The sequence below is a fragment of the Streptomyces sp. NPDC053560 genome, from assembly GCF_044544605.1.
Lineage (GTDB): Bacteria > Actinomycetota > Actinomycetes > Streptomycetales > Streptomycetaceae > Streptomyces.
The window spans coordinates 151910-174276 of the sequence record NZ_JBITXI010000001.1; the positions used below are offsets into that span (position 1 = coordinate 151910).

Here is a 22367-nt window from a genome sequence, read left to right on the forward strand (position 1 = left end):
CATCGTCGACCAGAGATTCCGACGAGAAAAATTGCCGGTGCGCGGAGTATTGCCGGACAAGCACACGGCTCGTACGGTCCAGCGGTCAGATGTCTCCCGCAGGAGGTCAGATGAACGCGGACACCGTGCGCCGGAAAGTGGCCAGGCGCCTGCTCCCACCCCTCTTCCTGATGTTCGTGCTCAGCTTCCTCGACCGCACGAACGTCGCACTCGTCAAGACCCACCTGGCCACCGACGCCGGGATCGACGCGGCCGCGTACGGCTTCGGCGCCGGCGTCTTCTTCGTCGGCTACGCCCTCCTCGGGGTGCCCTCGAACCTGGTGCTGCACCGCTGGGGCGCCCGCCGCTGGCTCGCCGTGCTGATGTTCGTCTGGGGGCTGCTCTCCTGCGCGATGGCACTGACCAGCAGCCCGACCGGCTTCTACGTGCTGCGCTTCCTGCTCGGCGCCGCCGAGGCCGGCTTCTTCCCCGGCGTGATCCTCTACCTCACGTACTGGTTCCCCGCGGCCGACCGCGGGAAGGCGACCGGCATGTTCCAGTCCGCCGTGGCCGTCTCCAGCATCATCGGCAATCCGGTGGGCGGTTACCTCATCGGGCTGCACGGCCTGGGCGGACTGGACGGCTGGCAGTGGATGTTCCTGCTGGAGGGCGCGCCGACGGTACTGCTGGCGCTCGCCGTGCCGTGGCTGCTCACCGACCGTCCCGAGGACGCACGCTGGCTGACCGACGAGGAGAAGACGCTGCTGACCGCGCGGATCGAGGCGGACCGCCCGGCCGAGGACGCGCGTCCGCCCCGCCGGATCCGCGAGATCGTCGGCGACAGCCGCGTACTGCGCCTGATGTTCGTGTACTTCGCGATCCAGATCGGCGTCTACGGGGTCACCTTCTGGCTGCCCGCGCTGGTCGGCCGGATCAACGGCCTGGACGACGTCGGCATCGGCTTCGTCTCGGCCCTGCCCTGGGTGTTCGCGCTGCTGGGCGTGCTGGTCCTGCCCTGGCTCTCGGACCGCAGCGGCAACCGGCGCGGCCCGCTCCGCCTCGCCCTGCTGCTCACCGCGGCGGGCCTCGTGGGCGGGGCGCTGCTGCCGCCGGTCCCCGCGGTACTGGCCCTGTGCGTGGCCGCGTTCGGCTTCCTCGGCGCCCAGCCGGTGTTCTGGACCGTGCCGCCGACGATTCTCACCGGCGTGCAGATGGCCGGCACGATCGCGCTGATCTCCGGCTTCGGCAACCTCGGCGGCTTCCTCGGCCCGTACGTCATGGGCGTCACCGAGTCGGCCACCGGCTCCGGCACCAACGGCCTCTACGCCATCACCCTGATCGTCGCGGCCGGCGCAGCGGTCGTCACCGGCTTCCGCTGGGCGGGCCTCCGCGCCTCCCCCACCACGCACCCGCAGACCGAGAAGGAGGAGATCACCGATGACCCGCATCGTGCGCTTCGCTGACACCACTGGCGTGGTCCGCACCGGACTCGCTGACGACGGCGGCGCGATCCGCGTCTTCCCCGGTACGCCGCAGATCGCCCGGCTGCTGCGCCGCACCGTCGCCGAACTGCGGGCGCTGGCCGAGGAGACGGCGGCGCGCGAGCCGGACGCCACCGAGACGGAGGTCCTTCTGCTGCCGCCGGTCGACGGGCTGACGGAGGTGTGGGCGGCCGGTGTGACGTACGAGCGGTCGCGGGAGGCACGGATCGCGGAGAGCACCGAGCAGTCGGTGTACGAGCGGATCTACGACGCCGAGCGCCCCGAGCTGTTCTTCAAGTCCGTGCCGTGGCGCGTGGTGACCGACGGCGAGCCGATCGCGGTACGGGACGACTCGGCGCTCAACGTTCCCGAGCCGGAGCTGGCGCTCGTCCTCAACCGGCATGCCGAGACGGTGGGTTACCTGGTCGCCGACGACGTCAGCTCCCGCTCCATCGAGGGCGAGAACCCGCTGTACCTCCCCCAGGCCAAGGTCTATGCCGGAAGTACGGCGCTCTCGTCGGGCATCGTGCCGGCCTGGGAGATCGGCGACCCGTCGGCCCTGAAGATCACGATGACCGTGTCCCGGGACGGCGGCGCCGCCTACGAGGCCACCACCTCCACCGCCGCCTTCCACCGCGATCCGCAGGACCTCGTACGCCATCTCTTCCACGGCCAGCCGTTCCCCGACGGCGCGGTGCTCTCCACCGGCACGGGCATCGTGCCGGAGCTGGACTTCACCCTGCGCGCCGGCGACCTGGTGGACATCGCCGTCGACGGCGTGGGCCGGCTGGTCAATCCGGTCCGCACCGGCCGGGACCCGCTGGACTGGCTGACCGAAGCCCTCGACGACCCGTGGGTCCGGCTGACGCACCGCCGCGTCTGAGCCGGACCCGTACGGGACAGCACGGCGTACCGGGCAGCGCGGCTCCCGGGTCAGGCCGTCGGTCGGGCCGGGAGCACCGCCTGCGTCTGGGTGGTCCGGGCGATGTGCCGGCCGCGGTCGTCGTGCAGGTCGGTCTCCACGACGATGCTGGTCCGGCCGGTGTGCAGCGGGCGCGCCGTCGCCCGGACCGTGCCCTCGCGCACGGCGCGCAGGAAGTTGGTCTTGGACTCCAGCGTCGTGGTGGTGGCGTCCGGCGGCAGGTTGAGGAAGGCGCAGACCGCACCGACGGAGTCGGCCAGGGTCATCAGCGCGCCGCCGTGGAGGGCACCGCCGAGCGTCGTCAGCGCGGCCGAGTGGGCCAGGTGCCCTGCTACGGCGTCGGGTTCGGCCGAGTCGATGCGGACGCCCAAAGTGACAGCGAGCGGCATGGACTCCAGCAGCTGGTCCGTGGTGTACGCGGGCCGGGTGGTCATGGCGGCGGGCTCCAGACTCCAGGTTCCAGGGCTTCGTCACCGGGCGGGTCGTCCGTGTCGGACGGCCGGCGGTCGGTCGACGAAGGGGCACGGGACGGTCAGATCGTAGCGGTCGCCGGTCCGGAACGGTCTTGTCCGTCGCTGAGCCTGCCTCGCGTGCCGGCGAATTGCAGCTCTCCGGCCACCACGTCCCGTCCGCCGAGCCACAGGCCGAGCGCTTCGGCCGTGCCCCGTACCTCCGGGCCGCGTCCCAGCGCGGGCACGCCCGCGGTGGTGGGCACCACGCGGTACCGCGTCAGCCGCCGGTTGTGTTCGAGGCTGAGGAGTACGCCTTCCTGGTAGACGGCGCGCTCCACGGCGCGCGGCAGCCGGCGGCCGCGGCCGAGCCCGCGCAGGACGTCCTGGTGGTGGACGGCGATGTCACCGAGGAGGAAGGCGGCGGCACAGCGGCCGAAGAGGGAGGGGTGCCGGGCCCAGCGGCGCCCGGCCGCCGTCAGCTGCGCGCGGCTCGATCCCCGGCCTTTGCGTACCTGTGCGGAGTTGACCCGGTCGATCCGCAATCCGCCGGCGAGGTAGTCGGCGAGCCGGTCCGTGCCCATCACATGGGCGAGGATGTCGCGCGGCGCCCAGCCGGCACACAGCGTCCTCGCGCCTTCGAACTCCGCGTCGGTGAGGCTTTCGATCGTGTCGAGGAAGCGGGCGCGCTCCCGGCGCAGGTCGTCCTCTGCGGGCAGGGACACCGTCGTCCTCGCTTCCGTTGTCCTCCGGCGGTCGTAGGCCATGATGCGGGCTGCCGTTGACCGGTGGCTGACAGCACGCTGACATCGCCGGCCCACCTCGGAGGCAACCTCGGTACCGTGGTTGGCTCATGTTCCCCTGTACCGATTCTCCCGGCTTGAGCGGGAATTGGCGAAGCATCTAGTGTGCGCACGGTCCGGAAGCACGGCACCCCCATGCTCTCTCGCCACGGAGAAGGACCATGCACCCTTCCGATCCCCGTCCCCGACGCGCCGATCCGCCGTTCTTCCGCCTTCTCGGGCCCCTGGAGGCGGGCCACGGACCATGCCCGCTGCCACTGCGTGCGGCACGGCAGAAGCTGATCCTCGCCACCCTGCTGGTGAGTGCCGGGCGCGTCGTACCGGTGGCCGGGCTGATCGAAGCGGTCTGGGAGGAACGGCCGCCGGCCACCGCGCGCAGCCAGATCCACATCTGCATCTCCCAGCTACGCCACAAGCTGGCCGACACGGCACGGGACGGCCGCCGGATCGAGACCCGGGCGTACGGCTACGTACTGCACACCGAGCCCGGCGACCTGGACGTGGCCGTGTTCCGTGAGAAGGTGGCGGCCGCCGATCTGGCAGCGGCCCGGGGCCATGGGGAGCAGGCCGCCGAGCTGTACCGTGCCGCGCTCGGCCTGTGGCGCGGGCCCGCGCTGTCCGGACTGCGGGGTGCCGCGGCGAGCAGGGCGGCCGCGCAGCTGGACGAGGAGCGGATCGCGGCGGCCGAGAAACGCATCGAACTGGAGCTGCGGCTGGGCCGGCACCGGGCACTGGTGCACGAACTGACCGGCCTGGTGGGCGAGCACCCGCTGAACGAGCGGCTGAGCGGCTATCTGATGACGGCGCTGTACCGGTCGGGCCGACAGGCCGAAGCGCTGGCCTCGTACCAGCGGGCCCGTCACCACCTCGTGGCGGAGCTGGGCCTGGAACCGGGGCGGGAGCTGCGTGCCCTGGAACGGGCCATCCTCCGTCAGGACGACATCCCGGCTCTGTAGGGAAGGCGGCCCGGCCGGCGCTCCGGGCCGCCCCGCTAGGCGGCGGCCACCGCGAGGACCGCGTTCTGGCCGCCGAAGCCGATGGAGTGGGTGAGGGCGAGGCCGACGCGGCGGTGGGTGGGGGCGGTGGCGAGGTCGAGGTCGACGGCCGGGTCCGGCCGGTCGAGGTTGGCGGTCGGCGGCACCAGGCCGTGTTCCACGGTGAGGACGGTGTACGCGGCCTCCACCGCACCGGCAGCGCCGATCAGATGGCCGGTGACGCCCTTGGTGGAGGTCACCAGCGGGCCGTCCGGGAGCACCCGGCGCACCACGCGGGCCTCGGTGAGGTCGTTGAGCGGGGTGGCCGTGCCGTGGGCGTTGACGTGCGCCACCGCGTCCGGGGACGCGTCGGCGTCGGCGAGCGCCGCCCGCATCGCGGCCTCGATGCCCCGGCCTTCGGGGTGCGGGGCCGTGATGTGGTGCGCGTCGGCGGTACCACCGTGACCGACGATGCGGGCGCGGACGCGTGCCCCGCGGGCCCGCGCGTGCTCGGGGCGCTCCAGCACCAGCAGTGCGGCCCCCTCCCCCGTCACGAAGCCGTCCCGGTCCGCATCGAAGGGACGGGACGCGCCCGACGGGTCGTCGTGGCGCCGCGACAAGGCACCCATCTGGGCGAAGCCGGCGACGGTCAACGGGGTGACGGGGGCCTCGGCCCCGCCGGCCAGCACGACGTCACAGCGGCCGAGCGCCAGCAGGTCCCTGGCCACACCGATCGCGGCGGTGCCCGAGGTACAGGCCGTGCTCACCACGAGGTTGGGGCCGCGGGCGCCGCACTCGATCGCCACCTGGCCCGCCAGCATGCCGGCCGGATGCATCGCCAGCAGCAGGGGTGAGACCCATTGGGCTCCCTCCTCTCGCAGCACCTGGTGCTCGCGCTCCAGGGTGGCCGCCCCGCCCACTCCGCAGCCGAGCACCACGCCGACCCGGGCGCCGTCCCGGCCGGCCGGGTCCAGGCCGGCGTCGGCGAGCGCCTCGCGCGCGGCCACCAGCGCGAACTGCGCGCAGCGGTCCAGCCGGTGGGCCCGGCGCGCCCCGAGGAGCGCGGCCGGGACGAAGTCCGGTACCCGGCAGGACAGCCGTACCGGTACGCCGTCGAGCTCGGGGTCCAGGGCGGCGGCGGGCTTGGGCGCGCAGATCGTCTCCCAGTTCGGTGCGGTACCGATGCCCGCCGGAGTGACCAGCCCGATGCCGGTGACGGCCGCCTCCGTACCGGGCATCAGAGGGCCGCCCCCTGTTCCTCCATGAGGCGGACGATGTCGCCGACGGTGCCGGCCTCGGCGAGGGTGTCGTCACTGATCTTGATGCCGAGTTCCTTGTCCAGGACGAGGGAGAGCTCGACGACGGCCAGGGAGTCCAGCTCGATGGCCTCGGGCGTGGCCTCCATGGTGATCAGGTCGGCCGGCACCTGGAGCTTGCCGGCAAGAATCTCCTTCAGCTGCTCGAACACGGTCGCTCCTCGGAAGTCGTGGGCGGCGGCAAGTCGTACGCGCCGGAAGCCCCGGCGGGCGCTGCGCCGCGATCAGTGGCAGGGCGTCACGTCCGGCCACACCAGGGTGGTGGCGCCCCAGGTGAGGCCGCCGCCGAAGGCGGTCAGCAGGAGGCGGTGGCCGGGCCGGAGTTCGCCGTCGCGTGCGCTGTCGGCGAGCAGCAGGGGGACGGAGGCGGCGGCGGTGTTGCCGGTGTCGGCGATGTTGCTGAGCTGCCGCTCTGCGGGGATGTCGAGTTCGGCGCCGAGCGCGGCCAGGATGCGGGCGTTGGCCTGGTGGGCTGCGAGCCGGTCGACGTCGCCGCTCTTCCAGCCCGCGGCTTCCAGCGCGGCTCGCGAGGCGTCCGACATCCGCTCCACCGCCTGCCGGAAGACCTCCCGGCCGCGCATGCGCAGGTACTCCCCGCCCGGTGCGCGGGTACGGCCGCTCTGCCGCTCCCGCGAGCCGCCGCCGGCGATCTTCAGCAGTTCGCCGCGTGCCCCGTCGCTGCCGAGGACGACCGGGCCGACCGCACCCGGCTCCTCGGGGGCGCCCGCGCGCAGCACCACGGCGCCCGCACCGTCGGCGAAGAGCGCCGCGAGCGAGCGGTCCGCCGGGTCGACGACGCTGGTGAGCACCTCGGCGCCGATGAGCAGAACGCGCTCGGCGACGCGCCCGGCGATCAGTCCGGAGGCGACGCCCAGCCCGTAGAGAAAACCGGCGCACATCGCACCGATGTCGAACGCCGCGACGTCTCCTAGACCCAGCCGGGTGGCGACCTCCGGCGCGGTGGCCGGCGACGGGTGATCCGGCGTCATGGTGGCCACCAGTACCGCGTCCACCGTGGGCGAGCCCGCGGAGCGCAGGGCCCGCCGGCCGGCCGCCACCGCCAGGTCGGAGGTGGCCGTGCCGCGCGGGGCGACCCGGCGCCGGACGATGCCGGTACGGGAGCGGATCCACTCGTCCGTCGTGTCCAGGCGCGCGCTGAGGTCGTCGTTGGTCACCACGTCGGGCGGCAGGTGGCCGCCCAGCCCGGCCACGACCGCCGCGGGCACGCCGGCCCGGGACAGCTGGTCACCGTTCACCGTGCCCTCAGCCCTCTCCGCCCAGTACCGCGACGGCCTCCGGGAGTCCCATGTGGACCAGCCGGACCTCGGCCATCTCGTCCGTCCAGCGCCCGGCCATGGCGTACCGCTCCTCCGGGGTGGTGTCGAGCAGGCGGCGGCCGGGCCAGACCTCGTAGTCGCCGACCACGTCGGCGTGTTGCCGCATGCCCTCCTGGAACAGCTCCTCGCGGGCGAGGACGTACTCGGCGTCGGGCAGCTCGTCCCACAGCTTCCGGCCCTCGCGGAGGATGTCCAGCAGCCGCGGCCGGTACCCGGGGTGGGCTGCGAGGTGGTCGCGGAGGATCGAACTGCCGACGGTGAGATGGCGGATCTCGTCGATGGCGGCGCCGCGGGCGATCTCCCCGGCGGCCGGGTCGAGCGGGTCCCACTTGCGCTCGCTGAGTTCGGCGGCGGGCGCGAGGACGCCTTCGACGATGAGGGTGAAGACGGCCACGCCGCCCGCGAAGTCGGCCCGGTCGCGGACGACCTCCAGGCAGTAGTCCTCGATCGGGCGCAGCACCCGCGTGCGGTAGTCGGCCGCCATCTCGTCGATGTCCCGCATCAACGTCCGTGCGGGATGGCCGAGTTCGACCAGGTGCTCGCGGAACACCCGGGCGTGCCGGGCCTCGTCCAGCAGCTGCGTGGCGTAGAACTCCAGCTCGGCGATGCCGGGGGCGTTCGCGACGTAGTGGCCGAGTGCCCGGGTGGCCATCTCCTCGGCCACCGATCGGAAGCCGAGTTCCAGGGTCAGGGCCTCGCGCAGCGGGCCCGGCTCCTTCATGTACGCGGGGACGGGCGCGTCGTCGGCGTGTCCGGTGACCGCGCGGCCGCGCAGGGTGCCCTGGGCGACGTGGCGGAGCCAGTACGCGAGGTCGCACTGGGCCGCGGTGAGGTCGAGGGTCTTGGCCCCGTCGAGGAGTCCGGGCGCGGTGTCCCAGTCCGCTGCGGGTGTGGCGGCGTCAGTCATCGCTGCGTGTCCTCCTGTGGTGGGTGCGGACCGGCCCGCCGGCCGGCGCCGGGACGGCCGCGGGGGCCGGGACCCTGGTGCCCGCTGCGCGGGGGCGCAGGGCATCGGCCAGCCGCCGGTACAGCGGCTCGGGTACGGGCTCGAAAGGCAGGGCGAAGGGCTTGAGGAAGTTGCCGAACAGGCCGCGGTCGCCGCACAGGTGCAGCGGCAGCGCCAGCAGGGCCCACTCGGGGCGCACCAGCCAGCACCACAGCGCGGCGACGGCGCCCGCCGTGATCAGGCTGTGCATGGTGTTGTAGAGGACGTAGTAGACCTTGGGGATGCGCCGGTCGGGGCTGCGGCGGTAGGCGAGCGCGCCGGGCAGGTAGCCGATGACGTCGATGTACGCGAAGAGGAGGAGCGCGGGGAGCCAGCGGATCTCGTCGAAGTGCAGCACGATCAGCACGGCCGTGACGGCGAGCCCGGCCAGGTACTCGGCCCGGTGCAGCAGGAAGGTGGTGCGCGTCTCGAAGGGGTTGGCCTGGTCCACCGTTCACTCCCCCGCGCCGGTGGCCCGCACCGTGCCGGACACCGCCTCCGCACCGGCCCCGGCGCCGAGCCGGGCGCCGGGGAACATGCCGGTGACCGCCCAGGCGATGGTCTCCTCGATGACGCGCGCGGCGATCGGGTCGAGGATGCCCGCCATGCTGGGGATGCCGAAGCAGAAGTCCACGTCGAAGCGGAGGGCGCAGTCAGGGCCGGTCTGCCGGAGCAGCCAGGTCCCGGCCAGCTGGTCGAAGTCGCCGTCGGTCTGCCGGAAGGAGATGCGCAGCCCGTCCCGGTCGTACTCCTCGCGCTCCGTCCAGCGCAGCAGCCCGCTGCGGAAGTACAGTTCCCAGCTGGAGCTGCCGTGGGGCCGCGGCGGTCCTTCGTGGACCACGGCGGAGCGTACGTGCGGGGTCAGTTCGGGGTAGCGCTCGAAGTGCAGGACGGCGTCGAAGACGTCCGCAGCGGGGACGTCGGGGATGAGCGCGTCCACGGTCACGTGCCGCATGTCAGCTACCGCCTTTCCGGCATCCGGGCAGCGTGCTCGACCAGGTCGCGGGTGGCCGCGTCGAAGGCGGCCAGCAGATGGTCCACGTCCGCGTCGGTGAGCACGGCGGGCGGGGTGAACCGCACCACGTTGCTGCCGTTCATCGAGTGGTTGGCCACCACGCCGTGGTTGAAGAGTTCGATCAGCAGCTCGCCCGCGAGGCCCGCCTCCACCAGCTCGACCCCGATGAGCAGCCCGCGGCCGCGTACCTCGGTGACCAGCCCCGGGAGGTTGCGCGCGGCGATCTCGGTGAGCGGGGGCAGCAGCCGGGCGCCGAGCGCCGCGGCACGCGGGACGAGATCGTCCTCCCGTACGGCGCGGACCGCGCCCTGTACGGCGGCCATGAGGAGCGGGGCGCCGGAGAAGGTCCCGGTGTGGAGGTAGGGGTCCTTGTCGAACGGGCGGAAGGCCTCGGGGGTGGCGATCGCCGCCGATACCGGGACGACGCCGCCGCCCAGCGCCTTGCCCGCGACCAGCACGTCGGGCACCACCCCGGCGGCGTCCGCGCCCCACCACGTGCCCAGCCGGCCCAGGCCGGTCTGCACCTCGTCCAGGACGAAGAACCCGCCGTACGCGCGGCACAGTTCGGCGACGGTTCGGAGGTAGCCGTCCGGCGGGAGGATCACGCCGCCCTCGCCCTGCACCGGCTCGACGATCACACAGACCTCGCCGGGCCGTTCGGCCAGCTCCTTCTCCAGGAGGTCGGCGTCCCCGTACGGGACGTGGGTGACGCCGTCCAGCAGGGGGCGGAACGGCCGCCGGTAGACGTCCTTGCCGGAGACCGACAGCGCGCCGAGCGTCTTGCCGTGGTAGCCCATGTGCGTGGCGACGACGTGCCGCCTGCCGTTCGCGCGGGCCAGCTTCAGCGCGGTCTCGACCGCCTCCGTGCCGGAGAGCGAGAAGTGCACGCGGTCCAGGCCGGGCGGGGCGACCTCGGTCAGCGCCGCGGCGGCGCGCGCGGCGGCCGGTTCCAGGAGGATGCGGGTGGCGACCGGGTGCACGTCGAGCTGGCGGCGTACCTCCGCCATGACGAGGGGATGTTTCGCGCCCATCAGGAACACGCCGTACCCGCCGCAGTTCAGGTAGCGTCCGCCGTCGCCGGTGGTGAGCCAGGCGCCGGACGAGGCGATCTCCGTCCGGCCGCCGAACAGTTCGGCCACGGTCGCGCGGCCCTTGCTCAGATGGGCCCGGTACAGGCGGAGGGTCTCCGCGTCCGTACCGGGTCCGGGTTCCGCCGCAGCGCTCACGGGAGTCGCTCCTTGAGGATGTCGTCGGCCGGACCGGTGCGCCGGGCGGGCCGGGCGGTGCGCGGGAGGAAACCGTCCGGCGACCGGTGGGACTGCGCCGTCACAGTGGCACGGGCGCCTGACGGATCGCTGACGGCCGCCTGATCCCCGCCTGCCGGGTCCAGCGCGGCGGCCGTCCACGCGGCCAGTTCGGCCGCGTTCATCTCCGGCAGGCGGGGCAGTGCGTCGGCGACGTGCGCGGGCCCGCCGAGCGCCCGGAACTTCTCCCGCACCAGCTCGGCGTGGTGCGCGTGGGTGTGCGGGCCCGCCGCGCCGTAGGGGATCAGCAGCTCGCGTACGGCGGTGCGGCCGTCGGTGCGGCGGACCGTCACCCGCGCGCCCGTGGCCTTCGTCGCGGCGGTGAAATCCGCCGCGGGCGGGGCCGGTTCGCCCGCCGTGCGGACCAGGTCCTCGCCGCCGAACTCGCGCAGCCATGCCGTGCCCGCCGGGCCCGCCCGGCGCAGCGCCTCGCCGAAGGGTGCCTCGGAGGCGAGGAGCGCGCGTGTCAGGCCGGGGTCGTGGCACAGCCGTACTTTTCCGGCCACCGCCCGGCGTACCGGGTCGTCTGCGGCCGGCGGCTCCAGGTCGGCGACGGTCAGGCGTCCGGTGAGCAGTGCGGTGGCCACCGGGTACGCGATGTCCAGGACCAGGGCGCCGAGCGGCCGTCGCAGCCCGTCGAGGTAGCGGCGGGCCCGCTGTCCGGCGAGCACCGTGTACAGGGACGCCTCCACGCGTACGTCGTCGAGGGTGGCGGCGAGCTCCGCCGCGTCCGGGGCGCCCAGGTCGTGGTGCAGGTCCAGCGCGCAGTCCACGGCCGCGTCGATGCCGGGCCCACCGGGGTGCAGCTTGTACGAGAACGTCTCGGTGTGCCAGCGCGCCCCGAGCCCCGCGGTGACCTCCTGGGGCAGCGGTACGGTCGCGAACCGGCGGAGGAAGCCGTCCGGGTGCTCCAGCAGGTCGGGCTGGCCGCCGAGCCCGGCGGCGGCCGCGTCGCAGGCGTCCAGCCCGGTACGGACCGGGCCGAAGGCATTGAGCACCCGGGCGTCGCCGGCGAGGAAGGCGTGCATCAGGGGCCAGGGCGGCTGCGCGTACGCGAGGCCGAGCGCGTCCGTCCAGCGGCCGGCCGGGGCGCCCTCGCAGTGCAGCCGCCCGGCGACCGCGCCTGCGAGGTGGGCGTGCAGCGCGGTCTGGCCCCGGAGCGGCCCCAGCGTGGCGGCGGCGGTGATGCGGGCCGCGCATTCGTTGGCGGCGACGACGGCGGTGAGCAGCGCGCGGCCGTCCAGCCGCCGGGCGTGGGCGTAGGCGAGGGGCACCGCGACGGTGGAGTTGGACAGGTGCCCCGCGTACGCCGTGTCGTCGAGGTTCAGGAAGGAGCCGAGGCCGGCGAGCACACTCGCGGACTGCCGCGGATCGCCCTGGAGGGGCGGCCCGAAGGCGGCCTTCAGGCGCCGGCCGAGCGGATGCGCGGCGCCCGCGCGGACGGCGGCGAGCTGGGACAGTACCTGGCTGGCGGCGCGGCGCAGTACGCGTTCGGGTACGTCATCGGGTGTGAGCCGCGCGGACCAGCCGCCGATCTCTGCCAACAGGGACATCGCGGCTCACCCTCCCTGCCGGGCGCGGTGTGCGGCCCAGACCGGCAGCGCCCCCGGCACGACCTCGAAGGTGGCGGTGGCCGCGATGGCGTCCCGCAGCTCACCGTCGTGTTCCAGGACGAGCCGTTCGCCGTCCAGCCGCTCCAGGACGACGCGCCGGCCGCGGCCGTAGGCGGTGTCCGGCTGGTCCAGGTGACTGCCGTCGCGCGCCAGCCGGGGCAGCAGCGCGGGGTCGGTCCGGCCGCCGACGACGCAGACGTCCAGCAGGCCGTCGTCCGGCTCCGAGCGGGGCAGCAGGAGGTACTGCCCGGCGCGGTAGCGCCCGCCGCCGACCCCGGCGAGGACGGTGGGGCCCTCGGCGAGCACCTCGCCGTCGACGGTGACCCGGCCGGGGTAGGGGCGGTAGCCGGCCGCGGTGTCGGCCAGCAGGCGGGCGTAGCGTTCCCGGCCCGCGCCGGGGCCCCGGCTGCCGCCGTCCGGCGCACCGTTCGCTGTCGTCCCGTTCGCCGCCGCGCGGGCTGCGAGGATCTCGGCGCCCAGTCCCGTGCAGGAGCCGAGCAGGACGTGCGCACCGGTCTCCGCCAGCCGCGCGAGGTCGACGCGGCGTACGGCAGCACGCCCGTCCAGCACCATGGCCACCGCGTCCTGCCAGGGCCGGTCGTTCCAGAACATGCGGTAGCCGGAGTTGGCGCTGCCGGCGGGGATCATGAGCAGCGCCGCCCGGGGGCCGTCGTCCTGTCCGAGCAGCCCCTCGGCGGTCTCGTGCACGGTGCCGTCCCCGCCGACCGCCACCACCAGCTGGGGTCCGTGCCCGTGGGGCCCTCCGGTCAGTGCGCGGCGTACCGCGTCCGTGGCGTCACCCGGTCCTGTGGTGCGGTGCACCGCCACCGAGCCGAGGCGTTCGCGGCAGCGGGCGGCCAGGTCCTCGATGAGTTCAGCGGAGTGGCCGCCGGCCGCCGGATTGGCCACGATGAGGGCGCTCGACGGAAAGAGAAAGGGATTCACGGAAAGGAGCCTGGCCCAGCGTACTGACCATTCCCTGACCTCTTCCTGACCGATTCCTGATATTCCGCTGACAGTGCGCTGACCACGGCTCCATTTCCGTTCCACGGCCCAGGAATTACTTGTCGCGGCCGTCCCGCACTGCTCTACTCGGACCTCGGCCCGTTCGCTTGCACAGGCTCGGAGGAATGGACGTATGACCATTGAATCGGTCCCGGGTGCCCTGACTCACCACGCCATCAGCACATATACCGGCTCCGCGAATCCGAGCGCGTTTCTGGCACTCAACGAGGGGAACAGCAATTTCACCGCCCCCGGCGTGGAAGGCGTGATCGTCTACCGGCGTTCGGGGCGCTGCCTGGTCCAGTTCGGTGGGCCGTTCGCGCCTGCGGAGGACTACTCCCGGCTGCTCGCCGCGTTCACCGGGTACGCACGCCGCAAACGGCTGCGGCTGGTGAGCGTCCAGCTTCAGCACGCCGATGCCGTGCGGTACGCGGCGGAGGGCTTCACCGTCAACCAGATCGGCGCGTCCTACGCGGTGGACCTGGCCGGATTCAGCCTGCGCGGCTCCCGCTTCGTACGGCTCCGGAACAAGATCTCGCGGGCTCGGCGCAGTGGCCTGGTCGTGCGGGAGGCCGCCGCGGGAGAGTGGGACGGCGCGCTGCGGGAGCTGGACGCGTGCTGGCTCGCCGGCAAGGGGAAGCACGCCAGGCCGCTGGAGTTCCTGGTGGGGCAGCACGGCGGCGCAGGGCACCGGCACCGCCGGCTGTTCGTCGGCACCGTCGACGGCCGGCCTGCCGGATACATCTCGTACTCGCCCGTCTACGGGAACCGTTCGGGCTGGCTGCACGACCTGAGCCGGCGTCGTCCCGACGGGCCGCCGGGGGTGGCGGAGGCCATCAACAGCCATGCGATCGAGGTGTTCCGCGGCGAGGGTGTGCGCTGGCTGCACTTCGGCTTCACCCCGTTCACCGGGCTCGGCCGCGAGTACGAGGTGCCCGGTCACAGCCCGGCGTTCCGGTGGCTGGTGGGCAAGCTGTGGGAGCGCGGCGAGGCCGTCTACCCCGCGCGCAGCCAGCTCGCCTACAAGGAGAAGTGGGCGCCCGACACGGTGTTCCCCGAGTACATCGCCTTCCGCGGGCGGGCCTCCCTCCGGTCACTGACCCACGTCTTCCGGGCGGCCAACGCGCTGTAGCCGTGCGCCGCCACCGACATCCCAGGAGGCCATCCGGTATGACCTACGTATCCCCGTACCGTTCCGGCGCGCTGCCCGGCGCGTCCTTCAACGAGCTGTTCCACCAGGTCAAGGACGCGGGGCTGCTCGCGCTGCGGCCCCGGCGCTACGTCGGCAGGCTGACGCTGAACGGGGCGCTGTTCGGCGCGGGCCTGGTGGCGTTCGTCCTCGTCGGCGACTCCTGGTACCAGCTCGCCGTCGCCGCGTATCTGGCGCTGTTCTCCGTGCAGTGCGCTTTCATGGGCCATGACGCGGGGCACAAGGCGATGTTCCGCGACAAGCGCGCGGCGACCGCGGTGGGGCTGATCCATCTGAATCTCGTCAACGGGGTCAGCTACGGGTGGTGGGTGGGCCACCACAACCGTCACCACAGTCACCCGAACCACATCGACCGCGATCCCGACATCGCCCGGCGCACGGCCGTGTTCCACGTCAAGCAGTACGCGAAGCGGAACGCCCGGCAGCGCTTCATCGTGCGCCACCAGGCGGTGCTCTTCTTCGTCCTGCTCGTCCTGGAGGCGTACAAGATCCAGAAGACCTCGGTGCTGGCGGTCGCCCGCGGCGTGCTGCGCCGTCCCGTGCTGGAGGGATTCCTGCTGACGGCCCGGGTGGGCGTCTTCCTGGGCACTCTGCTGCTGGTGCTGCCGCCGCTCAAGGCCCTGGCGTTCCTCCTGGTCCACCAGGCGCTGACCGGTGTGTACCTGGGGCTGGTCTTCGCGCCGAACCACAAGGGCATGGCGGTCCGTGAGGGCGAGGAGGAGGCCCTGGACTGGCTGGAGCGGCAGGTGCTGACGTCCCGCAACGTCCGCCCCTCCCCGCTGGCGGATTTCCTCTACGGAGGGCTGAACTACCAGGTGGAACACCACCTCTTCCCGGCGATGCCGCGGCAGAACCTCGGCCGGTGCCGGAAGATCGTGCGCGCGTACTGCGCGGCGCACTGCCTGCCGTACCGGGAGCTGGGGTTCGCTGCCTCCTACCGGGAGGTCGCCGCCTTCCTGCACGAGGTCAGCGCCCCGATGCGGGCGGACCACGAGCGGGGGCGGCACCGCCGGGCCGCCTGAGAGGTCCTTTGACAAGTCCACGGCCGCCCTCCGGAGAACGGAGGGCGGCCGTGCGCGTACGGCGTCGAAGGGCTCAGCCGCGCGAGGGCACCCGGGCCGCGCGCACCACCGAGGCCGGGCCTCGGTCCAGCCCCGGGTCCTGGACCAGGATGGCGTGCTCCATCCGGCGCAGCGACGGGGAGGGGTCCACGCCGAGCTGCTCGACCAGGCACTGCCAGGTCTGCCGGCAGGTGTCCAGCGCCTCCGCCTGCCGGCCCGAGCGGTAGAGCGCGACCATGAGCTGCTCGCAGAAGCGTTCGCGCAACGGATCGGCCAGGTGGGCTTCGCGCAGTTCGGCAAGGACCGCCGAGTGCCGTCCCAACTGCAGCTCGCTGTCGAACAGCGTCTCCAGGGCCCGCAGCCGGTACTCCTCGTACCGCGCGGCGGCAGCCTTGCCGAGCGGCCCGCCGGGGCTGCCGCCACAGACGGCGCCACGCCAAAGGCGCAGTGCGCCGCGCAGCAGCGTGACGGTCTCCTCGGGCGCCTCGGCGCGCAGCCGTTCGGCCCGCGCCGTGCTCTCCATGAAGGTGGTGGCGTCCAGCCGGGCGCCGTCCATGCGGAGCTGATAGCCGTACGGCAGGCAGACCAGGCGTGGCGTGGTGCGGCCCGGCTCGATCGTCCGCAGTTTCTTGCGGAGCCGGCTGGCGTGCGCCTGGAGGGCGTTGGCCGCACCTGCCGGCGCCGACTCCGCCCACAGTTCGGCCATCAACGTCGCACTGGACACCGTCCTTCCCTCGCTCACCAGAAGGGCCTGCAAGAGCATCCGCTGGAAACCACCGGACACCGTGACACGGCCTTCCGGTGAGAGCATCTCCAAGCCACCGAGAATCCGGAACTCGACCATGCCAGGAAGCTATACCGTCCGGCTATCGTCCGGCTTTCCGGTCAGTATCGAAGTTCCTCTCCGGCGAGAGTCGCTGGAAGTGCCGGGCGAAATCCGTCGCGACGGCGAGGGCGTGCTCCGTGAGGTAGAAATGACCTCCTGGGAATTCGCTGGCCCCGAGGAAGGAAGGGGTACGGGAGGCCCATTCGGCGAGTCCGCCGGGCTCCAGCGTCGGGTCGGACCTGCCGCCGTACGCGGCGACCGGGCAGCCGACCCGGGCTCCGTCCTCACGGTAGTCGGCGACCAGAGCGAGGTCGGCGCGGACCGCGGGCAGGATCAGCGCGACCAGCTCCGGGTCGGTGCCGGCCTCCGCCGGCAGCACGCCGAAGCGCCGGATCGCCGCGGCGAACTCCCCGTCCGGCAGCGGCAGCAGCGCGTCGACCGGCCGGAACCGCTCGGGCGCCCAGCCGGACGCGCCGAGCAGCGCCGGCCCCGTGCCGCCGGCCACCGCGAGCGCCACGGCCAGCCGGTATCCGAGCAGCGCCCCCAGGCTGTGCCCGAAGAACGCGTACGGGCGATCGTCCAGCTCTGCCTCGATCGCTTCGTGCAACGCCTCGACCAGCGGTTCCGCCCGCCGGTAGGGCGGCTCGGCGTGGCGTTCCCCGCGTCCCGGCAGCTGGACTACCCGCACCTCGACGCCGGGGAGCAGCGCCGCCCAGTGGCGGTAGAACGCGGCACTGCCCCCGGCGTGCGGGAAGAAGAACAGCTGGCGTGCCGCGTCCGCGCGGGGTTCCGCCGTATGGAACCAGCGGCCCGGCCGTGTCATCCCGCGCCTCCTTCCGCCGCGTCCCGCATCCGGTCGGCGAAGGCCGTGTCCGGGACGACGCTCGCGCGGGCCTGGGCGGCCGTACGGCCCGCCGCGTCCAGGACGCGGGCGTTGGCGACCATGCGGCGCCGGCCCGGGTGCACGAGTTCGGCGTACACCGTGCAGGTGTCGCCGGGCCGCACCGCCCGCAGGAAGTCGATGTCCAGGCTGAGGGTGACCATCGGGTTCGCACGCTCGCCGTGGCTCATCGCGGCGGCGCAGCAGGCGTCGTCCAGCACCATGGCGAGGTACCCCGCGTGCACACCGCTCCCGGCGAAGTTGGCGAGCTCCCGCGGGGGCCGCCAGGTCTCCTCGATCGCGCCCTGCCGCGCTCCGGTCACCCGCAGGCCGAGCAGGGTGTGGTGGGCGCCGTGCGGCACCCTTCCGTCGGCCAGGGCCTGCAGCATCTGCGCCCCGGTCAGTTCGTGCCACAGCGCGAGCATCGCGCTCTCCATCGTCTCCGGCATGTCCGGCATCGTCCCATCAGGCCAGTGCGAGCGGGGCGCCGCCGAAGTAGCCGAGCAGCGGTTCGGCGGTGCTGGTGCGGGACGGCGGGTGGAAGGCCAGCGGGCGGACTGCGGCGGCGAGCAGCGCGCCTTCCGGGGAGCGGATGAAGTCCATGCCCCCGAGGAGTTCGAGGGCCAGGTCGGCAGCGCCGGACAGGGCTTCCTGGACGGCGAACCGGGCGACGAGCACGGCGGCGACCGCTTCCTCCCCCGCCAGGGCGCCGTCGCGGACCCCGCGGGCCGTGCCTTCCAGGAGCAGGTACGCCGATTCGACGCGGACCGCGAGCGCGGCCCGGTCGGTGACGCTGCCCCGGGCGTGCTCCAGTACGCGCTGGGCGAGTGCGGCCGCGGCGCCCGAGTATCCGGCGGAGATCAGCAGCTCGAACCAGACGAACCCGGCGCTCTGCATCTCGGAGAGCCGGTCGCGGCCCTCGCCGTCGGCCGTGGTGCGCAGCACCAGTTCCTCGGGCACGAACACGTCCGCGAGCCGGACCTCGTCGCTCTCGGCGGCGGCGAGCACGCCGCTGCCCCAGAAGGGGTGCACGGTGATGCCGGGGGTGCCGGCGGTGACCAGCGCGACGGCCAGTTCGGGCCGTCCGTCGGCGCCGGGCACGGTGACGCTCGCGGTGAGCAGGTCCATCGAACGGGACAGGCTGCACGGCTTCTTGGCGCCGTTGAGGAGGTAGCCGCCGTCGACGGGGCATGCGGAGACCGCGGGAGCGAGGATGTTCTGCTGCGTGCGCCCCTCGGCCCAGCCGGACGCCATCAGCTTCCGGCCGGGCACGACGCCGGCCAGCAGGTCGCGCTGGGCGGCGGTGAGCCCGTCCGCGCGGCCGGCCAGCGAGTACAGCATCGCGGCCGTGAAGTGGTGCATGGTCGCGGCGGCGGCGAGGGAGGGCGAGTACGAGCCGACGGCGCGCTGGACGCGTACGGCGTCCACCGGGTCGGCGCCGCGGCCGCCGAAGGCGGCGGGCACCAGCAGCGCGGGGCCGCCGTGCTCGCGGAAGAGCGGGACGACCGGGCTGCCGACCTGTTCCCGGTCCATGAGGTCGGTCTCCTCCAGGGCCTTGCCGAGGCCCGGGTGGTACTGCTCGCAGGTGGTGCGGGCGGATTCCAGGGAACGCATGAAGGTCACCTTTCGCCGAAGACCGTCCGGCGCGGACTGACGCCGGAGCTGATGCCGACGCCCTGCAGGTGCGAGGTGGTCAGCATGGGGTAGTTGGCCTCGCCGTGCACGCCGCCGGTCAGGCCGGTACCGCCGTGGCTGGGCAAGCAGGGCAGGAAGCCGATGTGCGAGTCGTTGACCTTGAGCAGCCCGCCGTTGCCCACCCGCCGCACGAAGGCGTCCACGACGGAGGTGCTGCGGGTCCACAGGGAGTTGCGCAGGCCGTAGGCGTTGGCATTCAGGAAGTCGAGGAACCGGTCGAGCAGTGCCTCGTCGGCGGCCGGTTCGGCGACGACCACCGGCAGCAGCGGGAAGAACGTCTCGCGGCGCACCATCTCCAGCTTCCGGGCACCGGCGAGGCCGTCGACGCGGACGACGGTCGGCTCCAGGAACACCCCGGTCTCCGACCGTGTGGCGTCGGCCTCCATACGGTGCCCGCCGCAGACCAGCTCGGCCCCGGACTTGAGGGCCTCGTCGAGCAGGGCGAAGAACCGCTCACTGCGCCGTACGGGAGAGAGCAGGACGTCCTCGTCCCCGGGGTGTCCCGGCCTGATGTCGCGGGCCTTGGCCGTCACCTCCGTGAGGAGCGCGTCGGCGATGTCGGGGTGGGCGAGGACGTAGTTGGGGACCATGCAGATCTGGCCCGAGCCGTAGAACGCCTCGGTGACGGCCTCGGCGGCGAGCGGCAGGTCGGCGTCCTTCCAGACCACGATGCCGTCGTTGCCCGCGAGTTCGAGGATCGGCTTCTTGCCGGCGGCGGTGCAGCGCAGCTGGAAGCGGAGCCCCTCCTCGCTGCCGCCGATGTAGAAGACGTCGTCCACCAGCGGGCTCTCCAGCCACCGGGTGAGGGTGCGGCCGGGGTTGCCGCAGACGGCTCCCAGGGCGCCGGGCGGCGCGCCGGCGTCCATGAGGGCGGGCGCGGCGAGTTCGCGCAGCAGGTACATGGTGCTGAGCGCGATGCTGCGCGGCGCGCGGACCACGACGGCGTTGCCCGCCATGAGCATCAGGACGGCGAGCGCGGCGCTCGGCGCGGGCGCGTTCTGCGGCGGGTTCAGACAGACGACTCCGTCGGGCTGCCGGTGGACGAGGAGGCGGCGGCCGGCGTGCCGGAACTCGGTGTGCATGCACTGCCGGTACCAGGCGCAGCTCTCCTCGCCGTACAGCTCCAGCAGGCCGCCGAGCTGCCAGCGGGCGAGCCGCAGCGGGGTGCCCTCGGCGACCATCAGGTCGAGGAGTTCCGCACTGTGCCGCACCAGCCGCTCGCGGAAGAGCGGCCCGAGGGCCATGCGCCGGTCCAGTGGTACGGCGGCCCATGCGGGTGCCGCGGCGGACGCGGCCTTGAGTGCGGCGTCGATGCCCGCGTCGCCCGCGACGGCGACCCGGCCCACCACGTACGGGTGCTGGGCGGCCTCGGAGCGGGGGTCCGGTGAGCGTTCCAGCGCGCGCTTCAGGCTGACGCTGGTGAAGACGTCCTCCAGGAGCGAGCCGGCGCTGACGGTGTAGACCCAGCCTTCGCCTTCGACGTCCCGTCCTCCGATGTACGAGGAGTAGCTGAGCAGCGGCCGTTCGCGGGGCCGCGTTGCGGCTGCCGCGCCGGCCGGTGCGGTGGTGCTGCGGGGAGAGTGCCCCACGGTGCCTCCAACGGGGGTGAGGGTCACGGGCCGACCGGTAGGGGGCGCCAGCGCGGCGCCGAGGATCCGCGCGGCACGAGTACGGGGTCGTCGTAACCTGCGGGCGTCTCGCTCAGGCGGACGGGCGGGAGGGTGTACCGGATCTCGCCCAGCGGGGTGGTGCGCGTGTCCCACTCCGGGGCCGGCGGGACGGCGTCCTCGGCGAGGGCCGCGGTCAGCTCCGGGTCCCAGCTGCCCAGCTCCCAGCACCAGTTGGCGACGCCGGCGAGCGAGACGCGCACGGCGTAGCTGCCGCCTTCGGTGGCGCGGCGGACGGCGGCGGCCATGATGCCCGTGGCCGCCAGGTAGGAAGCGACGTAGTCGCAGAGGATGCGGCCGGGCGGCAGCTTCGGGGTGCCGTCTCCTTCGCGCAGGCTGATACCGGTGAACGCCTGGGCCTGCTGGTCGAATCCGCCGCGTGCCCGCCACGGTCCGGTGTGGCCGTAGGCGCTGAGCGAGCAGTGGACGATGCCGGGGCGGGCCGCCGCGCACTCCTCGGCGGTGAGGCCGAGCCGTTCGGCCTTCGCCGGGCGGTGGTTGTGCACGAAGACGTCCGCTTCGCGCAGCAGCCCGTCGAAGGCGGCGCGGCCCTCGGTGCCGGCATGGAGGTCCAGGCGGGCTGAGCGCATGCCGGCCGCCGACTCGTGCCAGACGGCGTCGTGCTCGAAGGAGTCCGGTTCGCACACGTGCAGTACGTCGGCGCCGTACTCGGCCAGCGTCCGCCCGGTCGCGGTGCCCGCCAGGATGTGGGTGTACTGCAGGCAGCGCAGCGAGGACAGCGGCCGCGGCCCGGTCGGCAGCGGCACAGTGGGCCCGTCGGCGATCCGCTCCACCGCGACCGGCGATTCGGCGAGCACGGCGCGGCCCTGCGGGTGGGCGAGGAATTCCGCCCTGCTACGGGCGATGGCGAAGGGCACGGCCCGTTCGGCCGCTGCCTCCTCCAGCGCGTCCGCTTCCCAGCGGCGTACCGCGGCGGCGATGCGCTCCCTGGTGTGCGCGCAGTCCAGGAGGTCGAGCAGGGCGTCGCGGGTGCGCGGGTAGCAGGCGATGGGGATGACCCAGCGGTCGTCGGCGGTGCGGTAGAAGTCCCAGGCCGCGGGGGCCAGGCCGGTGAGGCCGGCCAGCGAACCCATGCTGGAGAAATAGCCGTTGAGCGTCGTGCCGCCGCCCAGGAACGGGGACATGCGGTGCAGTCCCCGGCCCAGGTGCAGCGACAGGTGCTGGGCGCGGCCGGTGCGCAGCTGCCAGATCTGCGCGGCGCCGACGGCCGAGGCGAGCAGGGGCACCCCGATCGCGGCGGACATGCGGAGCGGGCTCCTGACGTACGGACCATCGCCGGTCACGGTCAGGCCGCTCACCGCGGATTCCCGGCCCAGGCCGATCATTTTCAGTGTGCTGTCCAGTTCCCTGGTGAAGTCGAACCGGTCCCCCATCATTTCCTCGATTCTTCGCCGGAAGGCGTGTTCTCGGGTGCGGGCCAGCCGAGTCTGCCATTGCCTGCGGACCGCTGGAACACATGGTCAGCGGGGTGTCAGCGGGGTGTCAGCCCGCTTTGCTTGACTGCCGACCATGGCGGACTCCGACGACCTTCACCGGCTCCCCCGCTCCGAGCGCCGGGAGGCGCTGGAAGCAATCCTGTCCAGGGAGTTCAAGGCCTGCCTCCTGATGGCCGAGGAGGAGGAATTCCCGCGTGAGGAGAATTTCTTCGACCTCGGTCTCACGTCGCTGCGCGTCATGGAGCTGAAGCAGCGGATGGAGACCCTGCTGCGCTGCGAGATCAGCTCCAACGTGCTGTTCAACAGCCCCAACCTGGCGAGGCTCGCGGAGCATCTGGCCACCGACGTCCTGCCCGGCCTCTTCGACGAACCGGTCCGCTGAGGGAAG

At 73.3% G+C, this 22367-nt stretch carries 23 protein-coding genes; 6 read left to right on the forward strand and 17 right to left on the reverse strand.

The features are described 5' to 3' along the window. The first annotated feature begins 110 nt into the window (after positions 1–110). Both ACIGQF_RS00730 and ACIGQF_RS00735 read left to right on the forward strand, forming a co-directional pair. Positions 111–1442 (forward strand): MFS transporter, encoded by a 1332-nt coding sequence (locus tag ACIGQF_RS00730; protein WP_399703590.1) that lies wholly within the window; start codon positions 111–113, stop codon positions 1440–1442. Next, complete coding sequence (locus ACIGQF_RS00735; RefSeq protein WP_399703592.1) at positions 1417–2343, forward strand: fumarylacetoacetate hydrolase family protein; 927 nt, start codon at positions 1417–1419, stop codon at positions 2341–2343. Before ACIGQF_RS00730 ends, ACIGQF_RS00735 begins: the two co-directional genes overlap by 26 nt. A gap of 50 nt (positions 2344–2393) precedes the next feature. On the opposite strand, the gene ACIGQF_RS00740 is transcribed toward ACIGQF_RS00735, so the two are convergent. Then, positions 2394–2816: a PaaI family thioesterase gene (locus tag ACIGQF_RS00740; protein ID WP_399703595.1), complete on the reverse strand. Its 423-nt coding sequence runs from the start codon at positions 2814–2816 to the stop codon at positions 2394–2396. Between the two features lie 98 nt (positions 2817–2914). Continuing rightward, positions 2915–3556 carry a maleylpyruvate isomerase family mycothiol-dependent enzyme gene (locus ACIGQF_RS00745; RefSeq protein ID WP_399703598.1) on the reverse strand — a complete coding sequence of 214 codons (642 nt, stop codon included), beginning with the start codon at positions 3554–3556 and terminating at the stop codon, positions 2915–2917. Between the two features lie 239 nt (positions 3557–3795). On the opposite strand from ACIGQF_RS00745, the gene ACIGQF_RS00750 reads away from it, so the two are divergent. Then, positions 3796–4590, forward strand: coding sequence for a BTAD domain-containing putative transcriptional regulator (locus tag ACIGQF_RS00750; RefSeq protein ID WP_399703601.1), 795 nt, complete (start codon positions 3796–3798; stop codon positions 4588–4590). A 35-nt stretch (positions 4591–4625) separates the two neighbouring features. Here ACIGQF_RS00750 and ACIGQF_RS00755 read toward each other — a convergent pair whose 3' ends face one another. From ACIGQF_RS00755 to ACIGQF_RS00795, 9 genes are all read right to left on the reverse strand, one after another. Continuing rightward, positions 4626–5846: a beta-ketoacyl-[acyl-carrier-protein] synthase family protein gene (locus ACIGQF_RS00755; RefSeq protein WP_399703603.1), complete on the reverse strand. Its 1221-nt coding sequence runs from the start codon at positions 5844–5846 to the stop codon at positions 4626–4628. Next, on the reverse strand, positions 5846–6076 hold the full coding sequence (locus ACIGQF_RS00760) for an acyl carrier protein (protein ID WP_399703605.1): 231 nt from the start codon (positions 6074–6076) through the stop codon (positions 5846–5848). Before ACIGQF_RS00760 ends, ACIGQF_RS00755 begins: the two co-directional genes overlap by 1 nt. Positions 6077–6148: 72 nt before the next feature. Beyond that, positions 6149–7180: a beta-ketoacyl-ACP synthase III gene (locus ACIGQF_RS00765; RefSeq protein WP_399703607.1), complete on the reverse strand. Its 1032-nt coding sequence runs from the start codon at positions 7178–7180 to the stop codon at positions 6149–6151. A gap of 7 nt (positions 7181–7187) precedes the next feature. Beyond that, the gene (locus tag ACIGQF_RS00770; RefSeq protein WP_399703610.1) at positions 7188–8168 is read right to left on the reverse strand and encodes a VlmB-like protein; all 981 of its coding nucleotides are present in this window, start codon (positions 8166–8168) and stop codon (positions 7188–7190) included. Further along, the gene (locus ACIGQF_RS00775; protein ID WP_399703613.1) at positions 8161–8697 is read right to left on the reverse strand and encodes a hypothetical protein; all 537 of its coding nucleotides are present in this window, start codon (positions 8695–8697) and stop codon (positions 8161–8163) included. Before ACIGQF_RS00775 ends, ACIGQF_RS00770 begins: the two co-directional genes overlap by 8 nt. 3 nt (positions 8698–8700) lie before the next feature. Then, positions 8701–9201 (reverse strand): type II toxin-antitoxin system RatA family toxin, encoded by a 501-nt coding sequence (locus ACIGQF_RS00780; RefSeq protein ID WP_399703615.1) that lies wholly within the window; start codon positions 9199–9201, stop codon positions 8701–8703. A 5-nt stretch (positions 9202–9206) separates the two neighbouring features. Continuing rightward, positions 9207–10487, reverse strand: a complete 1281-nt coding sequence (locus ACIGQF_RS00785; protein ID WP_399703618.1) for an aspartate aminotransferase family protein — start codon at positions 10485–10487, stop codon at positions 9207–9209. After that, on the reverse strand, positions 10484–12118 hold the full coding sequence (locus ACIGQF_RS00790; protein WP_399703621.1) for an MmgE/PrpD family protein: 1635 nt from the start codon (positions 12116–12118) through the stop codon (positions 10484–10486). The genes ACIGQF_RS00785 and ACIGQF_RS00790 overlap by 4 nt, the downstream gene beginning before the upstream one ends. Positions 12119–12124: 6 nt before the next feature. Further along, positions 12125–13123 carry a diacylglycerol/lipid kinase family protein gene (locus tag ACIGQF_RS00795; protein WP_399703624.1) on the reverse strand — a complete coding sequence of 333 codons (999 nt, stop codon included), beginning with the start codon at positions 13121–13123 and terminating at the stop codon, positions 12125–12127. A 193-nt stretch (positions 13124–13316) separates the two neighbouring features. On the opposite strand from ACIGQF_RS00795, the gene ACIGQF_RS00800 reads away from it, so the two are divergent. After that, positions 13317–14315 carry a bifunctional lysylphosphatidylglycerol flippase/synthetase MprF gene (locus ACIGQF_RS00800; protein ID WP_399703625.1) on the forward strand — a complete coding sequence of 333 codons (999 nt, stop codon included), beginning with the start codon at positions 13317–13319 and terminating at the stop codon, positions 14313–14315. Positions 14316–14353: 38 nt separating this feature from the next. After that, positions 14354–15415, forward strand: a complete 1062-nt coding sequence (locus ACIGQF_RS00805; protein WP_399703627.1) for a fatty acid desaturase family protein — start codon at positions 14354–14356, stop codon at positions 15413–15415. Positions 15416–15488: 73 nt separating this feature from the next. Here ACIGQF_RS00805 and ACIGQF_RS00810 read toward each other — a convergent pair whose 3' ends face one another. The 6 genes from ACIGQF_RS00810 to ACIGQF_RS00835 are packed head-to-tail and all read right to left on the reverse strand — an operon-like array spanning position 15489 to position 21919. Beyond that, positions 15489–16298 (reverse strand): BTAD domain-containing putative transcriptional regulator, encoded by an 810-nt coding sequence (locus ACIGQF_RS00810; RefSeq protein ID WP_399703628.1) that lies wholly within the window; start codon positions 16296–16298, stop codon positions 15489–15491. Between the two features lie 22 nt (positions 16299–16320). Continuing rightward, the gene (locus ACIGQF_RS00815) at positions 16321–17103 is read right to left on the reverse strand and encodes a thioesterase II family protein (RefSeq protein ID WP_399703631.1); all 783 of its coding nucleotides are present in this window, start codon (positions 17101–17103) and stop codon (positions 16321–16323) included. Next, positions 17100–17609 (reverse strand): PaaI family thioesterase, encoded by a 510-nt coding sequence (locus tag ACIGQF_RS00820; protein WP_399703632.1) that lies wholly within the window; start codon positions 17607–17609, stop codon positions 17100–17102. The genes ACIGQF_RS00815 and ACIGQF_RS00820 overlap by 4 nt, the downstream gene beginning before the upstream one ends. A 16-nt stretch (positions 17610–17625) precedes the next feature. Then, positions 17626–18774: an acyl-CoA dehydrogenase gene (locus ACIGQF_RS00825; RefSeq protein WP_399703634.1), complete on the reverse strand. Its 1149-nt coding sequence runs from the start codon at positions 18772–18774 to the stop codon at positions 17626–17628. 5 nt (positions 18775–18779) lie between these two features. Then, on the reverse strand, positions 18780–20444 hold the full coding sequence (locus ACIGQF_RS00830) for an aldehyde dehydrogenase family protein (protein WP_399703636.1): 1665 nt from the start codon (positions 20442–20444) through the stop codon (positions 18780–18782). A gap of 23 nt (positions 20445–20467) precedes the next feature. Further along, positions 20468–21919 carry a CoA transferase gene (locus ACIGQF_RS00835; protein ID WP_399703638.1) on the reverse strand — a complete coding sequence of 484 codons (1452 nt, stop codon included), beginning with the start codon at positions 21917–21919 and terminating at the stop codon, positions 20468–20470. Positions 21920–22052: 133 nt separating this feature from the next. On the opposite strand from ACIGQF_RS00835, the gene ACIGQF_RS00840 reads away from it, so the two are divergent. Continuing rightward, positions 22053–22361: an acyl carrier protein gene (locus ACIGQF_RS00840; RefSeq protein ID WP_399703641.1), complete on the forward strand. Its 309-nt coding sequence runs from the start codon at positions 22053–22055 to the stop codon at positions 22359–22361. The last annotated feature ends 6 nt before the right edge of the window (positions 22362–22367 follow it).